Source organism: Pseudomonas sp. RGM 3321 (genome assembly GCF_022836805.1).
Classification (GTDB): domain Bacteria; phylum Pseudomonadota; class Gammaproteobacteria; order Pseudomonadales; family Pseudomonadaceae; genus Aquipseudomonas.
The window spans coordinates 120,740-134,714 of sequence record NZ_JALHBH010000103.1 but is presented as its reverse complement, the minus strand read 5'-3'; the positions used below and the strand labels follow the sequence as shown (position 1 = coordinate 134,714).

13 protein-coding genes are annotated in these 13,975 nt (G+C 60.4%); 6 read left to right on the top strand and 7 right to left on the bottom strand.

What is annotated here, in order from left to right; all coding sequences use genetic code 11:
* The first annotated feature begins 309 nt into the window (after positions 1–309).
* The gene (locus RGM3321_RS10235) at positions 310–621 is read left to right on the top strand and encodes a DUF962 domain-containing protein (protein ID WP_058399995.1); all 312 of its coding nucleotides are present in this window, start codon (positions 310–312) and stop codon (positions 619–621) included.
* A 10-nt stretch (positions 622–631) separates the two neighbouring features.
* Here the strand turns inward: RGM3321_RS10235 and RGM3321_RS10230 are convergent, their stop codons facing one another.
* From RGM3321_RS10230 to RGM3321_RS10215, 4 genes are all read right to left on the bottom strand, one after another.
* Positions 632–1,453, bottom strand: a complete 822-nt coding sequence (locus tag RGM3321_RS10230) for a UDP-2,3-diacylglucosamine diphosphatase (protein WP_244392959.1) — start codon at positions 1,451–1,453, stop codon at positions 632–634.
* Between the two features lie 93 nt (positions 1,454–1,546).
* Positions 1,547–1,849 (bottom strand): SelT/SelW/SelH family protein, encoded by a 303-nt coding sequence (locus RGM3321_RS10225; RefSeq protein WP_244392958.1) that lies wholly within the window; start codon positions 1,847–1,849, stop codon positions 1,547–1,549.
* A gap of 51 nt (positions 1,850–1,900) precedes the next feature.
* Positions 1,901–2,707 carry an ABC transporter ATP-binding protein gene (locus RGM3321_RS10220; protein WP_244392957.1) on the bottom strand — a complete coding sequence of 269 codons (807 nt, stop codon included), beginning with the start codon at positions 2,705–2,707 and terminating at the stop codon, positions 1,901–1,903.
* 2 nt (positions 2,708–2,709) lie between these two features.
* On the bottom strand, positions 2,710–3,567 hold the full coding sequence (locus RGM3321_RS10215) for an ABC transporter permease (protein ID WP_244392956.1): 858 nt from the start codon (positions 3,565–3,567) through the stop codon (positions 2,710–2,712).
* Between the two features lie 256 nt (positions 3,568–3,823).
* Here RGM3321_RS10215 and RGM3321_RS10210 point away from each other — a divergent pair, with 256 nt between their 5' ends.
* Positions 3,824–4,912 (top strand): LLM class flavin-dependent oxidoreductase, encoded by a 1,089-nt coding sequence (locus RGM3321_RS10210; RefSeq protein WP_244392955.1) that lies wholly within the window; start codon positions 3,824–3,826, stop codon positions 4,910–4,912.
* A 61-nt stretch (positions 4,913–4,973) separates the two neighbouring features.
* Here RGM3321_RS10210 and RGM3321_RS10205 read toward each other — a convergent pair whose 3' ends face one another.
* Positions 4,974–5,879, bottom strand: coding sequence for a LysR family transcriptional regulator (locus RGM3321_RS10205; RefSeq protein ID WP_244392954.1), 906 nt, complete (start codon positions 5,877–5,879; stop codon positions 4,974–4,976).
* Positions 5,880–6,098: 219 nt separating this feature from the next.
* Here RGM3321_RS10205 and RGM3321_RS10200 point away from each other — a divergent pair, with 219 nt between their 5' ends.
* From RGM3321_RS10200 to RGM3321_RS10185, 4 genes are read left to right on the top strand one after another with little or no spacing between them, the layout of a single operon-like run.
* A complete protein-coding gene (locus RGM3321_RS10200; RefSeq protein WP_244392953.1) occupies positions 6,099–6,713 on the top strand; it encodes a cysteine dioxygenase in 615 nt (204 codons plus the stop codon).
* Entirely contained in the window at positions 6,710–8,293 is a 1,584-nt protein-coding gene (locus RGM3321_RS10195) for a rhodanese-related sulfurtransferase (RefSeq protein ID WP_244392952.1), read from the top strand. Before RGM3321_RS10200 ends, RGM3321_RS10195 begins: the two co-directional genes overlap by 4 nt.
* 56 nt (positions 8,294–8,349) lie before the next feature.
* On the top strand, positions 8,350–9,339 hold the full coding sequence (locus tag RGM3321_RS10190; protein WP_244392951.1) for an ABC transporter substrate-binding protein: 990 nt from the start codon (positions 8,350–8,352) through the stop codon (positions 9,337–9,339).
* Between the two features lie 32 nt (positions 9,340–9,371).
* The gene (locus RGM3321_RS10185; protein WP_244392950.1) at positions 9,372–10,565 is read left to right on the top strand and encodes an acyl-CoA dehydrogenase family protein; all 1,194 of its coding nucleotides are present in this window, start codon (positions 9,372–9,374) and stop codon (positions 10,563–10,565) included.
* Between the two features lie 7 nt (positions 10,566–10,572).
* Here RGM3321_RS10185 and RGM3321_RS10180 read toward each other — a convergent pair whose 3' ends face one another.
* Together RGM3321_RS10180 and RGM3321_RS10175 are read right to left on the bottom strand one after the other, a co-directional pair.
* Complete coding sequence (locus tag RGM3321_RS10180; RefSeq protein ID WP_244392949.1) at positions 10,573–12,843, bottom strand: molybdopterin guanine dinucleotide-containing S/N-oxide reductase; 2,271 nt, start codon at positions 12,841–12,843, stop codon at positions 10,573–10,575.
* 28 nt (positions 12,844–12,871) lie between these two features.
* A complete protein-coding gene (locus RGM3321_RS10175) occupies positions 12,872–13,843 on the bottom strand; it encodes an ABC transporter substrate-binding protein (protein WP_244392948.1) in 972 nt (323 codons plus the stop codon).
* Positions 13,844–13,975: the final 132 nt, after the last annotated feature.

Genomic DNA, 13,975 nt, shown 5'->3' with positions numbered 1-13,975 from the left:
AACGATGAGCTTGCAGACATCAAGCTTGAAGGCTGCATCGAATTTTCTGTATTTCTTGGTCATGGTGACTCCTCAATGGATATAGTTTCACCCATTAAGGTGTCCGGGGTCATTAGACCAGCTCACTGATTGTTTTGCACGGGAGATTTGTGACGCAGAGCGTCACGAACTGCATGCCAACGCGGAGCATTGGCACGATAGTCGTAAACATCAGCAAGCTAGTCGCGTCCATCGTGCCACGCTCCACATCGGCACGACAGTCGGCTAAATTTGTGTATAACAGGAAGAACCAACACGAGGGTACGCGCAGTGGATACCATCAAGCGTTTCTCAAGCTTTGCCGAGTTCTATCCTTTCTACCTCGCCGAGCACAGCAGCAGTACCAGTCGGCGTCTGCATTTTGTGGGCACCTCATTGGTGATTTTCCTGCTGGCGTTCGGTGTGGGCAGCGGGCGCTGGGGGTTGTTGTGGCTGTTACCGGTCGCGGGTTACGGCTTCGCCTGGGCCGGGCATTTCTTTTTCGAGAAAAACCGTCCGGCCACGTTCAGGCATCCGTTCTACAGCCTGCTCGGCGATTTCGTCATGTACCGCGATATGCTGTTGGGCAAGGTGCCGTTTTAGGCTGGTTGAATCAGGCAACCGTTTCTCTGACCGGCTCCTGAACCACCGGCTGGCTGGCTTTCAAGTGCGCGTCGGCCAGGCGAAACAGTTCGATAGTGCCGTCCAGGTGTTCGATCAGGGCGGTACAGGATTCAACCCAGTCGCCGCAATTGAGGTATTCCACGCCGCCCACCTGGCGGATTTCCGCATGGTGGATGTGCCCGCAGACCACACCATCCAGTCCGCGCTTCACGCATTCGTGGGCGATGGCTTCCTCGAAATCGCTGATGAAATTCACCGCACTCTTGACCTTGTGCTTCAGGTACGCCGACAGCGACCAGTAGCCATAGTCGTACTTGGCGCGCCAATGGTTCAGCCAGCGGTTAAGGGTCAGGGTGAATTCATAGGCCGAGTCGCCGAGAAAGGCCAGCCAGCGGTGGTAGCGGGTGATCACATCGAACTGGTCGCCATGAATGACCAGAAAGCGACGCCCGTCGGCCGTGACGTGCTCGGCTTCGTCCACCAGCTGGATGTTGCCCAGCACCAACTTGGAGTAACGACGCAGGAATTCGTCGTGGTTGCCTGTGACATAAATGACTTCGGTGCCGCGCTTGCTCATGGTCAGCAGCCGACGGATCACGTTGGTGTGTGCTTGTGGCCAGTACATGCCGCCACGCAGTTTCCAGCCATCAATGATGTCGCCGACCAGGTACACCTTGTCAGCCTGATAGCGTTTGAGAAACGCGGACAAGTGCTCGGCCTGGCAATCGCGCGTGCCCAGGTGAACGTCGGAAATCCACAAGGTGCGCACGCGTTGTTTGCGGCTGGGTGTGGCGAGCTGAGCGCTGGTCATGGCATGACCTCCGGCAGGGTTTCCAAGAGAGTGGAGCATGCCGGTTAACCGAATGTGACACGCACGTGGCGATGTCGTGACAATCGCCCTGTATTACTGAGGACTGGCTGGAGTATGACGGTCGTTGTGGCCCAGATCACGGGCCGGGTCAATCTGGTCGCGGAGCCGCTGCTTGAGCACCTTGGCCTCGGGAAAGCCGCCGTCGGCCTTGCGTTCCCAGAGTTGCACGCCATCGCAGGTAATGCGAAAAACGCCACCGGTACCCGGCTGCAACGAGACCTTGCCCAGGTCGTCACTGAACGTGCTCAACAGCTCCTGGGCGAGCCAGGCAGCGCGCAATAACCACTGACATTGAATGCAATAGATGATGATGACTTCGGGCTTTTCGGCAGACATGGACGTCCCCTCCAGAAATTCAGACGCCCATGATACGCACCCTGCGCAGGATCAACGAGCATTGGCGAAACGACGCAGTGCGCTGAGCGTCACGTCGTGGGCTGGCTCCTGCGTTGCAGTATCTGCAGCCTGCGCCTTCACGCCCAGCAAACCCAGCAAGCGGCTACGAATTGCCTGAAACCTGGCCTGCCCGCTGTCACGCTGACGTGGCAGGTCGACGCGGATGTCATCGGCAATTTTACCGTCGGCCAGAACAATGACCCGGTCAGCGAGCAGGATCGCCTCATCGACATCGTGCGTTACCAGCAGCACCGCCGGGGTGTGCTTGCGCCACAGGTCGATGATCAACTGGTGCATGCGAATGCGGGTCAAGGCATCAAGGGCGGCAAAAGGCTCGTCGAGCAACAGCAGTTTCGGCTCACGGACCAGGCCGCGCGCCAACGCCACACGCTGCGCCTCGCCACCGGACAACGTAGCCGGAAAGGCATTCAGCCGATGCGCCAGGCCAACTTCGGTCAATGCTGCTTCTGCCCGCGTCTTGGCATCGTTGACGCGCAGGCCGAGAACCACGTTTTTCCAGGCGCTTTTCCACGGCATCAGCCGCGGTTCCTGAAACACCGCAGCACGCGCCACCGGCACACGCAGCTCGCCGCTATCGATATCGTCCAGCCCGGCCAGGGTACGCAGCAAGGTGGTCTTGCCGGAGCCACTGGCACCAAGCAAAGCGACAAACTCGCCAGCAGCAATGTCCAGGTCCAGCCCGTCAATCACCCGTTGTGGGCCAAACTGGCGAACCACGTTACGCAACTGAACCGGGGGCGCGACTGGGGAAGTGTTATGCAATTCAAGGGTCGCCATGCTCAATTCCTCACGAAGGTCGGTCGCCAGGCCAGCGCATAGCGCTCCAGCGTGCGAATGATGCCGTCGATCACCAGGCCCAGGACGCTGTAGATCAACAGGCAGATAACGATTACATCAGTGCGCATGAAGTCGCGGGCATCGCTGGCCAGAAAGCCGATTCCCGCGGTGGTGTTGATTTGCTCGACAAACACCAGCGCCAGCCAGGAGATACCCAGCGAATAGCGCAGCCCGACAAAAAAAGAAGGCAACGAACCGGGCAGGATCACGTGCCAGATCAGCTCGCGACGGCTCAGCCCCAACGTGTTGGCGGCCTCAATCAGTTTCGGGTCGATGTTGCGGATGCCGGAAAACAGGTTCAGGTACACCGGAAAGGTGGTGCCCATCACGATCAGCGCTACTTTGGTGAATTCGCCAATGCCGAACCAGAGGATGAACAGCGGCACCAGTGCCAGCGACGGAATGGTGCGCAGCATTTGCATCGGCGAGTCGAGGGCGATTTCGCCGCGTCGGGAAAGCCCGGTTATCAATGCGGCGACCACACCAATGCTGACGCCGATACTTAAGCCCAGCAATGCGCGTTGCAGCGATACCCACAGGTGCACGGCCAGTTCACCTGAAACGATCATCGACCAGAGCGTGCCGCCGATCTGCGACGGTGCAGCGATCACTCGGCTGGGCAACAGACCGGTTTGTGAGGCCAGCTCCCAGAGCAGCAACAGCGCCAGCGGGCTGAGCAGACGCAAAACAGAGCCCGGCATTTGCCGACGCTGGCGATGCTGTTCAGAGGCGCGAAGCTGTTCAGGCTTGTTGACCAGCAGAAAACCGGAGTCGGCGGGGTTGAGCGTTGTGTCAGACATGGGTGCATCCTTCTGGGCAAATCAGGCCTAACGCACCCGACGCAGTGTGAACACCATGCTATGTGCATAAGAAAACCGCGTGAAATTCTATTTTGCTCTAAGCTAATAGTTAAAATATTTGATTACCTGCAAATCTTATAATGCATATTTTTTATAATTAACTTAGACCAAAATCGAATTTCACAGCCCCGTCTGCTTGCCTTTATGGTGCTTCTCGACAAGGTCGAACGGACCTCAACCATTGGCAGGAGTTTTCATGAGCATCGAATTCATTGGCTATATCGCCACGCAACCCGGTTCTGAAATCCACCCGCGCAGCGGCGCGACCATCCAGCCCGACTACGTGAAGACAGTGGCCAAGGCTCATGAAGACGCCGGTTTTGATCGTGCGCTGATCGCGTACCACTCCAACAGCCCGGACAGCACACTGGTCGCCGCGCACGCTGCCAGCGTAACCAGCACATTGAAGTTTCTTGTCGCGCATCGTCCCGGTTTCATCTCCCCCACCGTGGCAGCCCGGCAATTTGCGACGCTAGACGTGTTCAATGACGGGCGCACTGCGGTGCATATCATTACCGGCGGCGACGACAAGGAACTGCGTGCCGACGGCAGCCACATCGGCAAGGACGAACGCTACGCGCGCAGCGATGAATACCTCAGTGTGGTGCGTCAGGAATGGACCAGCGACAAGCCGTTCGATCATCAGGGCACCTACTACCAGTTCGAGGGCGCGCACTCGCTGGTCAAGTCCCCACAGCAGCCACACATCCCGCTGTACTTTGGCGGTTCCTCGGCAGCGGCGATTGCGGTGGCTGGCAAACACGCCGACGTCTATGCCTTGTGGGGCGAAACGTACGAGCAGGTGCGCGATGTGGTGAAGCAGGTGCGCGCCGAAGCCGCCAAACATGGCCGGACCATTCGTTTCAGCCTGTCGCTGCGCCCGATTCTGGCCGACACCGAAGAACAAGCCTGGGCGCGCGCCGACAGCATTCTGGAAAAAGCCAAGGCATTGGCAGACCGCAACGGCTTTGTCCGTCGCGAACCACCCAACGAAGGGTCGCGTCGCCTGCTGGCCGCAGCGGCGCAAGGCTCACGTCTGGACAAACGCCTGTGGACAGGCATCGCTGGCCTGCTCGGCGCGCAGGGCAATTCAACGTCGCTGGTCGGCACCCCGGAACAGGTCGCCGAAGCGCTGCTGGACTATTACGAACTGGGGATTACCACCTTTCTGATTCGCGGCTTCGACCCGCTGGAAGATGCCATCGATTACGGCAAGAAGCTGATCCCGCTGACCCGCGCACTGGTGGCTCAGCGTGAACAGCAGGCTCGCGAACAAGTCGCCTGATTCAACGCCATGCGGGCGGGCCAGGCTTCTGACTGAAGACTGCCCGCCCGCAATGGCGTTTTCAGGCGGCTGCTGAAACCGGCTTGAGGGAGCGCGCCACCAGCGCGCCAAAAGCCTCGACCGGTGCTTGCAGATTGCCCAGAAAACGTGGATAGAACAGCCACAGGTCCATCACCGGTTTGAAGTCCTTGAGCGGCAGTACCACCAGTTGCTCGCGGTGAGCGCTGCGCTCCAGCAACGGCCTTGGCACCAGACCCAACCCCATGCCATCGGCTACCAGCCCCAGTTGCAGCTCGGTGCCGAAGGTTTCCAGATTGACCTTCATGCTCAGCCCCTGGTCGGTCAGCGTACGCTGCAAACCTGCGCGAAAACCGCAGCCGTCGGGGTTGAGTACCCAGCCCTGCTCATAGCAATCCGCCAGCTTGCCGGGCTTTTTCGGCACCAGCCCCTTGGCGCAGACCACCACCAGCTCCATCTTGCCGATGGACTGACCGACGATGTTGTCCGGGAATATCTTGCCGGCAGGAAACAGCGCTGCCGCGGCATCCAGCTCACCGTTTTCGATCTTGCCGATCAGATGGCTGCCCCAGCCGGTGCTGACCTGGGCGCGCAGATCCGGGAATTCTCCGCGTAACTGTTTGAGCGCATCGAGCAGCACCACGTCACCGATGGTTTGCGGCACACCCAGACGCAACAGGCCGCTGGGCGGCGTGTCGCTGGCCACCAACTCACGCAAAGAATCCATCTCGCGCAGGATGGCCAGGCACTTCTGGTACACCTGGATGCCCATCGGCGTTGGCTTGAGCGGCTTGGTATTACGGTCAAACAGCTCGACCCCAAGGGCCTGCTCGAAATTCTGCACCCGGCGAGTAATCGCCGGCTGGGTCAGATCCAGCGATTCAGCGGCATGGCTGATCGACTGACAGCGGATGACTGCAACGAACGCATCGATATCATCAATTTTCATTCGGACCGCACATAAAGAAGAGAAGAAAAACAGGCAAAAAGAATAGTCCCGGCAGACGTCCATTCATAGCCCGTCCAACAGACCGACGCTAGATTTCACGCATTGCAGCACGGAAGTAAAAGACGTTTTCGTTATAACCTAATCATTAAAAAATAGCATATTAAATATCCATATTATGCTTATATCAAACCATTCCCTGACCCTGATCTGGAAATGGACATGACTCAGAACCGACACCCGGAACGACTCGGGGCCTTTATCGATGCGCTGGCCGAGCTGATTGGCAGCGAGCCGCACGAAGGCGACCTGTTACGCCGCGGCGGCAAGCTGTTGGCGCAACTGGTCAGCCACGATGACTGGCTGGCAGAAGAATTTGCCGTACCTGACCCCGACCGCTATCAGCAATTTCTGCTGTATGCCGACCCGCAGCAGCGCTTCTCAGTGGTCAGTTTTGTCTGGGGGCCGGGGCAACGCACGCCGATTCACGACCATCGCGTCTGGGGCCTGATCGGCATGTTGCGCGGTGCAGAGCATTCACAGGGCTATACCCGCAACGCGCAAGGCCGCCTGGAAACCAGCGGCCCGGCAATTCTCCTGAAACCCGGCCAGGTCGAAGCGCTGTCACCGAAAAGCAACGATGTGCATCAGGTCAGCAATGCCTTCAACGATCAAGTGTCGATCAGCATCCACGTTTACGGCGCCGATATCGGCACGGTGAAACGTGCGGTCTACGACCTCGACGGCAGCGAAAAACTGTTCATCTCCGGCTATTCGAATGCCGCTGCCATCACCCATGCCACTCAGGATCAGCCAACAGGGAGCCCCGCCCGATGACCACACCCGCCACCCGATCATTCGCCGACGTTCGTCAGGCATTGCTGGACCGCCAGGAACTGGCCTTGGTAGACGTCCGCGAAGAGGCACCCTTTGCCCAGGCCCATCCTCTGTTTGCGGTGAACATCCCGTTGTCGAAGCTGGAGCTGGAGGTGTTCCCGCGCATCCCGCGACGCGACACAGCCATAACCCTGTACGACGATGGCGAAGGTCTGGCGCAGGTTGCGCTGCAACGTTTACAGGCGCTGGACTACAGCGATGTGAGACTGCTCGACGGCGGCCTGCAAGGCTGGCGTGAGGCTGGCGGCGAGTTGTTCATTGATGTGAATGTGCCGAGCAAGGCGTTTGGCGAACTGGTGGAACATCATCGCGCTACCCCGTCTCTGGCGGCCGAAGAGGTCAAGGCCCTGCTCGACAGCGACGCCGACGTGGTAGTGCTCGATGCCCGGCGCTATGACGAATACCAGACCATGAGCATCCCCGGTGGCATCAGCGTACCGGGCGCGGAACTGGTGCTGCGGGCGCGGGAGCTGGCACCGGACCCGAACACGCGAATCATCGTCAATTGCGCCGGTCGCACGCGCAGCATCATCGGCACTCAGTCGCTGGTCAACGCGGGCCTGCCCAATCAGATCAACGCGTTGCGCAATGGCACGATTGGCTGGCTGCTGGCTGGCCAGACCCTGGACCACGGTCAGAACCGGCGTTTTGCAGCGGTCAGTGAGCAAACCCGCGAAACCGCCAGTGCCGATGCGCGCAAGGTGGCTGATCGCGCCAAGGTCAAACGCGCCAGCCGCGCTGACCTGCAACGCTGGCAGGCCGAGACTTCGCGCACCACTTACCTGTTCGATGTGCGCACACCGGAAGAGTTTGCCAAAGGCCATCTGCCCGATGCGCGCTCCACACCAGGCGGACAGCTGGTGCAGGAAACCGATCACTTCGCCAGCGTACGCGGCGCACGAATCGCCTTGGTGGACGACGACGGCGTGCGCGCCAACATGTCGGCCTCCTGGCTGGCGCAACTGGGCTGGGACGTGTCAGTGCTCGATGGCCTGCATGCAGCAGACTTCAGCGAACCGGGTGACTGGGATGCGCCGTTCCCTGCGCCACCGCAAGTCGAGGCGATCAGCGTCGAGACGCTTGCTCAATGGCAGACACAGGTGGAAGTGGCAGTGCTGGATTTCACCGCCAGCGCCAATTACGTCAAACAGCACATTCCCGGTGCCTGGTGGACCTTGCGCGCCGACCTCAAGCAGGCACTGGAAAAGATACCTGCCGCCGACCGCTACGTATTGACCTGTGGCAGCAGCCGTCTGGCGCGCTTTGCCGTGGCCGACGTCGAAGCACTGACCGACAAACCGGTGTTTTTGCTTGAAGGCGGCACGGCCAGCTGGATCAAGGCTGGCCTGCCGTTGGAGCATGGTGAAAGCCGGCTGGCCTCGCCACGCATCGACCGCTATCGCCGCCCGTACGAAGGCACCGATGCGCCGCGCGAAGCCATGCAGGCGTACCTGGACTGGGAGTTTGGCCTGGTGGAGCAATTGGGCCGGGACGGGACGCACGGGTTTTACGTGATTTGAGCGTGAGGAACGATAAGTGTCTGGCCGACCGATCAACTCAATGGAGAAACACCTTAATGCTGCCTTTTTTCAAATCACCTCTACCGCTCAAAAGCCTGCTGCTCGGCGCGTTGCTCAGTGTGCTGGCAGGCCAGCAGGTGCTGGCTGCCGAGCAGGCTCCGCTATTGGTCGCCAATCAGAAGTCGCTGCTGAAAATACTGTTGCAGGTCTCCGGCGAACTCAAGGACGTGCCTTACGAGATCCAGTTTTCCGAGTTCCCCTCGGCGGCCCCTCTGGGAGAGGCACTGAACGCTGGCGCGGTGGATATCGGCGCGCTGGGTGATGCGCCCTATGTATTCGCGCTGGGCGCGGGTGCGCCCTTGAAAGTGGTCAGCATTACCCATGCGCAGGGCCGCTTCACCACGGCGGTGCTGGTCTCGAAGGACTCGCCGATCAAGACCGTTGCCGACCTCAAGGGCAAGCGCATCGTCACCGGGCGCGGCTCCATCGGCCACTATCTGGCGATCCGCGCCCTGCATGAAGCCGGGCTGAAAACCAGTGACGTCACCTTCATCAACCTGCTGCCCAGCGAATCGCGTCTGTTGCTGGACAGCGGAGATGCCGATGCCTGGGCGACCTGGGACCCTTACACAACGATTTCCATCGCGCAAAGCGACGCTCGTGTGCTGGTCAGTGGCAGCGAGTTGCTGAGCAACCACCTCTACCTTGCCGCCACCAGCAAGGCCATTGAAGGCAAACGTGCCCAACTGGATGATTTCGTTGCCCGCGTGGAGCGCGCCTTCAACTGGTCCAATGCTCATCCCGAAGAGTACGCGGCCGCTCAGGCGAAGGTCACCGGCCTGCCGCTGGCGGTGCATCTGGCGGTGGCCAAGGCGACGAAAATGCAGCGCACGCCGATTGACGATCAGATCGTTCAGGGCCTGCAGAACACTGCGGACACCTATCTGGCTGAAGGCATCCTGACTAAAAAAATCGACGTTTCAACCGGCTTCGACAAGAGCTTCAACGCCTCGCGCGCGCAGATCGCTCAGGCCGCCGCACAATGACCGCTGCATAACCGCTGCGAAAAGGACCCCGCATGACACTCTCAACCCTGCGCCCTACCCCGCGCCAGCATTACCCGGCAGCCGAGTCGGCTGAAGACTTCAGCGAACGGCTGGCGGCACTGACCGCCACACTGGCTGAAACTGCCGAGCAGTACGACATCAGCGCCCAATTCCCTCACGCCAACTTTCAGTTACTGCACACCCACGGCCTGCTCGGCCTGACCGTACCGGCTGAACTGGGCGGCGGCGGTGCCGATCTGCCACGCGCGCAGCAAGTGGTCAGCGCGGTGGCAAAGGGCGAACCGTCGACGGCGCTGATTCTGGTCATGCAATACCTGCAACATTCGAGGCTGCAGGAGAACCGTAACTGGCCGAGCCATCTACGTGTACAAGTTGCCGAAGAGGCGGTACGCGAAGGCGCGCTGATCAATGCCCTGCGCGTCGAGCCTGACCTGGGCACCCCTGCGCGTGGCGGCCTGCCGGGCACCATCGCCCGCCGCAGCGCCGACGGCTGGCGAATCAGCGGCAGCAAGATCTACTCCACCGGCAGTCATGGCCTGACCTGGTTTGCCGTGTGGGCGCGCAGCGACGACGATGACCCGCTGGTGGGCAGCTGGCTGGTCCACAAGGACACGCCGGGCATCAGGATCATCGAGGACTGGGACCACTTGGGCATGCGCGCCACCAGCAGCCACGAAGTCCGCTTCGACGACGTGCTGGTGCCGCTCGATCATGCCGTCAGCGTCAGCCCGTGGAGTGCCCCGCAATCCGAACTTGATGAGTCGGGCATGCTGTGGATGTCGGTGCTGCTGTCGTCGGTCTACGACGGCATCGCCCACTCCGCCCGCGACTGGCTGGTGCACTGGCTGGAGCAGCGCAAGCCGTCCAACCTCGGGGCCGCGCTGTCGACTCTGCCGCGCTTTCAGGAAACAGTCGGGCAGATCGACACCTTGCTGTTCGCCAACCAGAGCTTGCTGCAGTCCGCTGCCCAGGGTCACACGCCCGCACAGCATGCTGCGCAGATCAAATACCTGGTGACCGGCAATGCGATCCGCGCGGTGGAACTGGCCATTGAGGCCTCGGGGAATCCGGGACTTTCACGCAGCAACCCGCTGCAGCGCCATTACCGCAACGTGTTGTGCGGCCGGGTGCATACGCCGCAGAACGACGCGGTATTGGCGGGTGTGGGCAAGGCGGTTTTTGCGACACGTAATAAAGAGCAGTGAAAGGCGCTCAGAGTAGTGACGGCGGCTCGAACGCCGTCACCGGCGGCAGCGCCTGATCCCATTTGACGATGTCCACCGACGCGGTCTGCGCCGCACACCCTTGCGACAGGCTGGAAGCACCGATGTCCTGGGTGATCACATTAGGGTTGCCGTGCTTTTCCAGGCTGCCCGGCTCGCCATGCACCAATGGATCGAACCAGGCACCGGTGGCAATCTGCACAACGCCGGGCCGAATGCTGTCCGATACGATTACGCCGGCCAGAAACGCGCCCCGCTCGTTGAACACCTTGGCCACATCGCCATCGACCAGCCCGCGCATTTGCGCATCCAGCGGGTTCAGGGTCAGCGGCTCACGTGCCTGAATTTTTGAGGAACGGCTGTAGCTGCCGTGGTCGTACTGGCTGTGCAGGCGGGTTTTGGGTTGATTGGACAGCAGGTGCAGCGCGTGGGTAGGCGCAGGTTTTTCCAGCCACACCGGATGGCCGGGACAGTCCGCACAAGCGAAGCCTGCGATGCGCTCGGAGAAAATTTCGATGCGCCCGGACGGCGTCGGCAGTGGATGCGCGTCAGGGTCATCGCGAAAGGACTTGAGCAGTACGTTATCGGTCTGGGGATAGTCTATTTCCAGTAATCCGTCACGCCAGAACTGTTCGAAATCCGGCAGGGTAATCCCAAAGGTTTCAGCGCGCTGCCGAGACTCATCGTATATAAAATGCAACCAGGCCTGGGCATCACGACCTTCGGTAAACGCCTGTGCCACACCCAGCCGCTCGGCCAGCCCGGCCAGAATCGAATAGTCATCACGAGACTCGCCCACCGGCTCGATGGCCTGCTGCATGGCAATCATGAAACGATCGGACGCCGAGCTGCCGATGTCGTTGCGTTCCAGCGACGTGGTGGCTGGCAGAACGATGTCAGCATAGCGTGCCTGAGCGGTCCAGAACTGCTCGTGAACGATGATGGTTTGCGGCCGCTGCCACGCCTCCAGCAGCCGATTGAGGTCTTGATGATGGTGAAAGATATTGCCACCCGCCCAGTACACCAGGCGAATATCCGGGTAAGTCTGCTGCTGCCCGTTGTAATCGAAGGGTATGCCGGGGTTGAGCAACATATCTGTCACCCGCGCGACCGGGATGAAGTCTTTGACCGGGTTGCTGCCCTGGGAAAAACGCGGCCCGGAAAACGCCTTGCGGCCGCTGCCGGTGTTGTTCATGCAGCCATAACCCAGGCCGAAGCCGCCACCGGGCAAACCGATCTGCCCCAACAGCGCCGCCAGGGTGACGGTCATCCAGAACGGTTGCTCGCCATGTATCGAACGCTGCAATGAATAAGCGACGTTGATCATAGTGCGTTTACTGGCCATGCGCCGCGCCAGGTCGACAATCTGCTGCGCAGGGATATCGGTCAGTGCTGCGGCCCACTGTGGGTTCTTAGGCTGGCCGTCGGCGTGCCCCAGCAGGTAATCGCGAAAACGCTCATAGCCCACGGTGTAGCGCTGAACGAAATCTTCGTTGTGCAGCCCTTCGCTGATCAATACCCAGGCAAGCGCCATCATCAACGCCGTGTCGCTGCCGGGGCGTACCGCCAGCCACTGGTTATGCGTCGGGCCAGCCAGGTCATCACGCAGCGGGCTGACGTTGACGAACTCCACGCCCGCGTCGGACATGCGTTGCAACGCGTCGGCCAACAGATGGTCACTGGCACCACCGGGGCTGGTCTGCGCATTCTTGGCGGGCAAACCACCAAAGGCGACGAACAGCTCGCACTGCTCCGCAAGGTTCTTCCAGGACGTATGCGCCGCCAGCAGCCAGTCCATATTGCCGACAATATGCGGCATCAGTACCCGCCCGGCCCCCAGGCTGTAGCTGTCGGTACTGAACACATAACCGCCGATGCAGTTGAGGAAGCGATGCAGCTGGCTTTGCGCGTGATGAAAACGCCCCGCGCTGCCCCAGCCGTAGCTGCCGCCAAAAATTGCCTGATTGCCATACTCGCCTTTGACGCGCTGCAACTCACTGGCGACCAGATCCAGCGCCACCTCCCAGGAGACCTCGACGAACGGCTCCTGCCCGCGTAAATCGGGTCGTCCACTGGCCTGCTGAAGAAAACTGCGGCGTATCGCCGGGCGCATGACGCGTGTGGGCGAGGTACTGGCATCGGCAACCGAATCGCCAATCGGTGAAGGGTCCTTGTCCCACTCCGCAGGCAGCAGGGCTTTCAACTTGCCTCCCTCGACCTGCGGGCGATAAACACCCCAATGCAATGACGTAAAACTCATGGTGAAGGCTCCAGGACAAGGCCGTCGTTCAGCGGGCAACCTGCGTCTGGCTGTCCAGCGCCGCGTTGAACGACTCGTCAAACACGCTGGCAGCAGGATAGCGTTTGGTCAGCCCGGCGTTGTTGAAAAAATCGATGGTCTGCTGCGCACCTGCCACCACTTGCGGGGTGATCGGCACCACCACGACCTGTGCGCGGGAAAACCAGCGGCGCGCCACTTGTGCATCGGCTTTGGTCAGCGCAGCCCAGGCGTTGGCGTAGATTTCATTGTGCTGCGGGTCGCTGACCGACCAGGCGCGAGCAGCTTGCAGGCGCTGCAGGAAATCGCTGATCTGCGCACGCTTGTCCTTGATGGCCTGATCGTTGGCGACAATGAAGCTTTGCGCGGGGATCAAGCCGTCGGCTGTCGCAATGATTCGTGCGCCCTGACGCTCCTGTTGAGTGACATAAGGTTCCCAGGTGGCAATCGCATCCACCGAGCCGCCATCCAGCGCGTGGGAAGAATCCAGTGCACTGAGGTAGCGATATTCAACGGCATCGCGGGCCACACCCGCCCTGTCCAGCGCGGTGAGCATCAGTTGCTGGCTGAACGAGCCCTTCCAGATGGCGACTTTCTTGCCGGCCAGATCCGAGACGGTTTTGATCGGCGAATCCTTGCGCACCACAATCGCAACGCCGTCGAGGTTCTGCCGCGATACGCCGATGACCTTGATCGGCGCCCCCAGCGCGCCCATGAACAGCGCAGGCGAATCGCCCAGCAAACCGATGTCCAGGCTACCGACGTTCAGCGCTTCGGCGACCGGAGAGCCTGCGGTGAACTGCTTCCATTCAAGCTCGTAGGGCAGATCCTTGAGTACACCGGCCGCTTCCATCACGGTCCGGGCGCTGTAACTCTGATCACCGACAATCAGGTCGGCAGCCTGGGTGTTCAGCGCGGCCACGAGGCCCAACGCCAGCCCCGTCAGCAGGCGTTGGCTCCAGCAGATGATAGTTGTCGGCACAGGCAGGGTCTCCAGGAGTATCGGGCAGATCGAATTGATCGGCAACGACCCTAACACCCGAACAAAAATTAGCTAAATTCATTTTTGTTCTAGCCTAAGATGCAAAAATATTATCTAAACCTGTTCAACAAA

Bases quoted from the DNA above. Each gene is read 5' to 3' on its own strand.
- RGM3321_RS10230 (WP_244392959.1), bottom strand. From the start codon at position 1,453: ATGACCAGCGCTCAGCTCGCCACACCCAGCCGCAAACAACGCGTGCGC.
- RGM3321_RS10225 (WP_244392958.1), bottom strand. From the start codon at position 1,849: ATGTCTGCCGAAAAGCCCGAAGTCATCATCATCTATTGCATTCAATGT.
- RGM3321_RS10220 (WP_244392957.1), bottom strand. From the start codon at position 2,707: ATGGCGACCCTTGAATTGCATAACACTTCCCCAGTCGCGCCCCCGGTT.
- RGM3321_RS10215 (WP_244392956.1), bottom strand. From the start codon at position 3,567: ATGTCTGACACAACGCTCAACCCCGCCGACTCCGGTTTTCTGCTGGTC.
- RGM3321_RS10210 (WP_244392955.1), top strand. From the start codon at position 3,824: ATGAGCATCGAATTCATTGGCTATATCGCCACGCAACCCGGTTCTGAA.
- RGM3321_RS10205 (WP_244392954.1), bottom strand. From the start codon at position 5,879: ATGAAAATTGATGATATCGATGCGTTCGTTGCAGTCATCCGCTGTCAG.
- RGM3321_RS10200 (WP_244392953.1), top strand. From the start codon at position 6,099: ATGACTCAGAACCGACACCCGGAACGACTCGGGGCCTTTATCGATGCG.
- RGM3321_RS10195 (WP_244392952.1), top strand. From the start codon at position 6,710: ATGACCACACCCGCCACCCGATCATTCGCCGACGTTCGTCAGGCATTG.
- RGM3321_RS10190 (WP_244392951.1), top strand. From the start codon at position 8,350: ATGCTGCCTTTTTTCAAATCACCTCTACCGCTCAAAAGCCTGCTGCTC.
- RGM3321_RS10185 (WP_244392950.1), top strand. From the start codon at position 9,372: ATGACACTCTCAACCCTGCGCCCTACCCCGCGCCAGCATTACCCGGCA.
- RGM3321_RS10180 (WP_244392949.1), bottom strand. From the start codon at position 12,843: ATGAGTTTTACGTCATTGCATTGGGGTGTTTATCGCCCGCAGGTCGAG.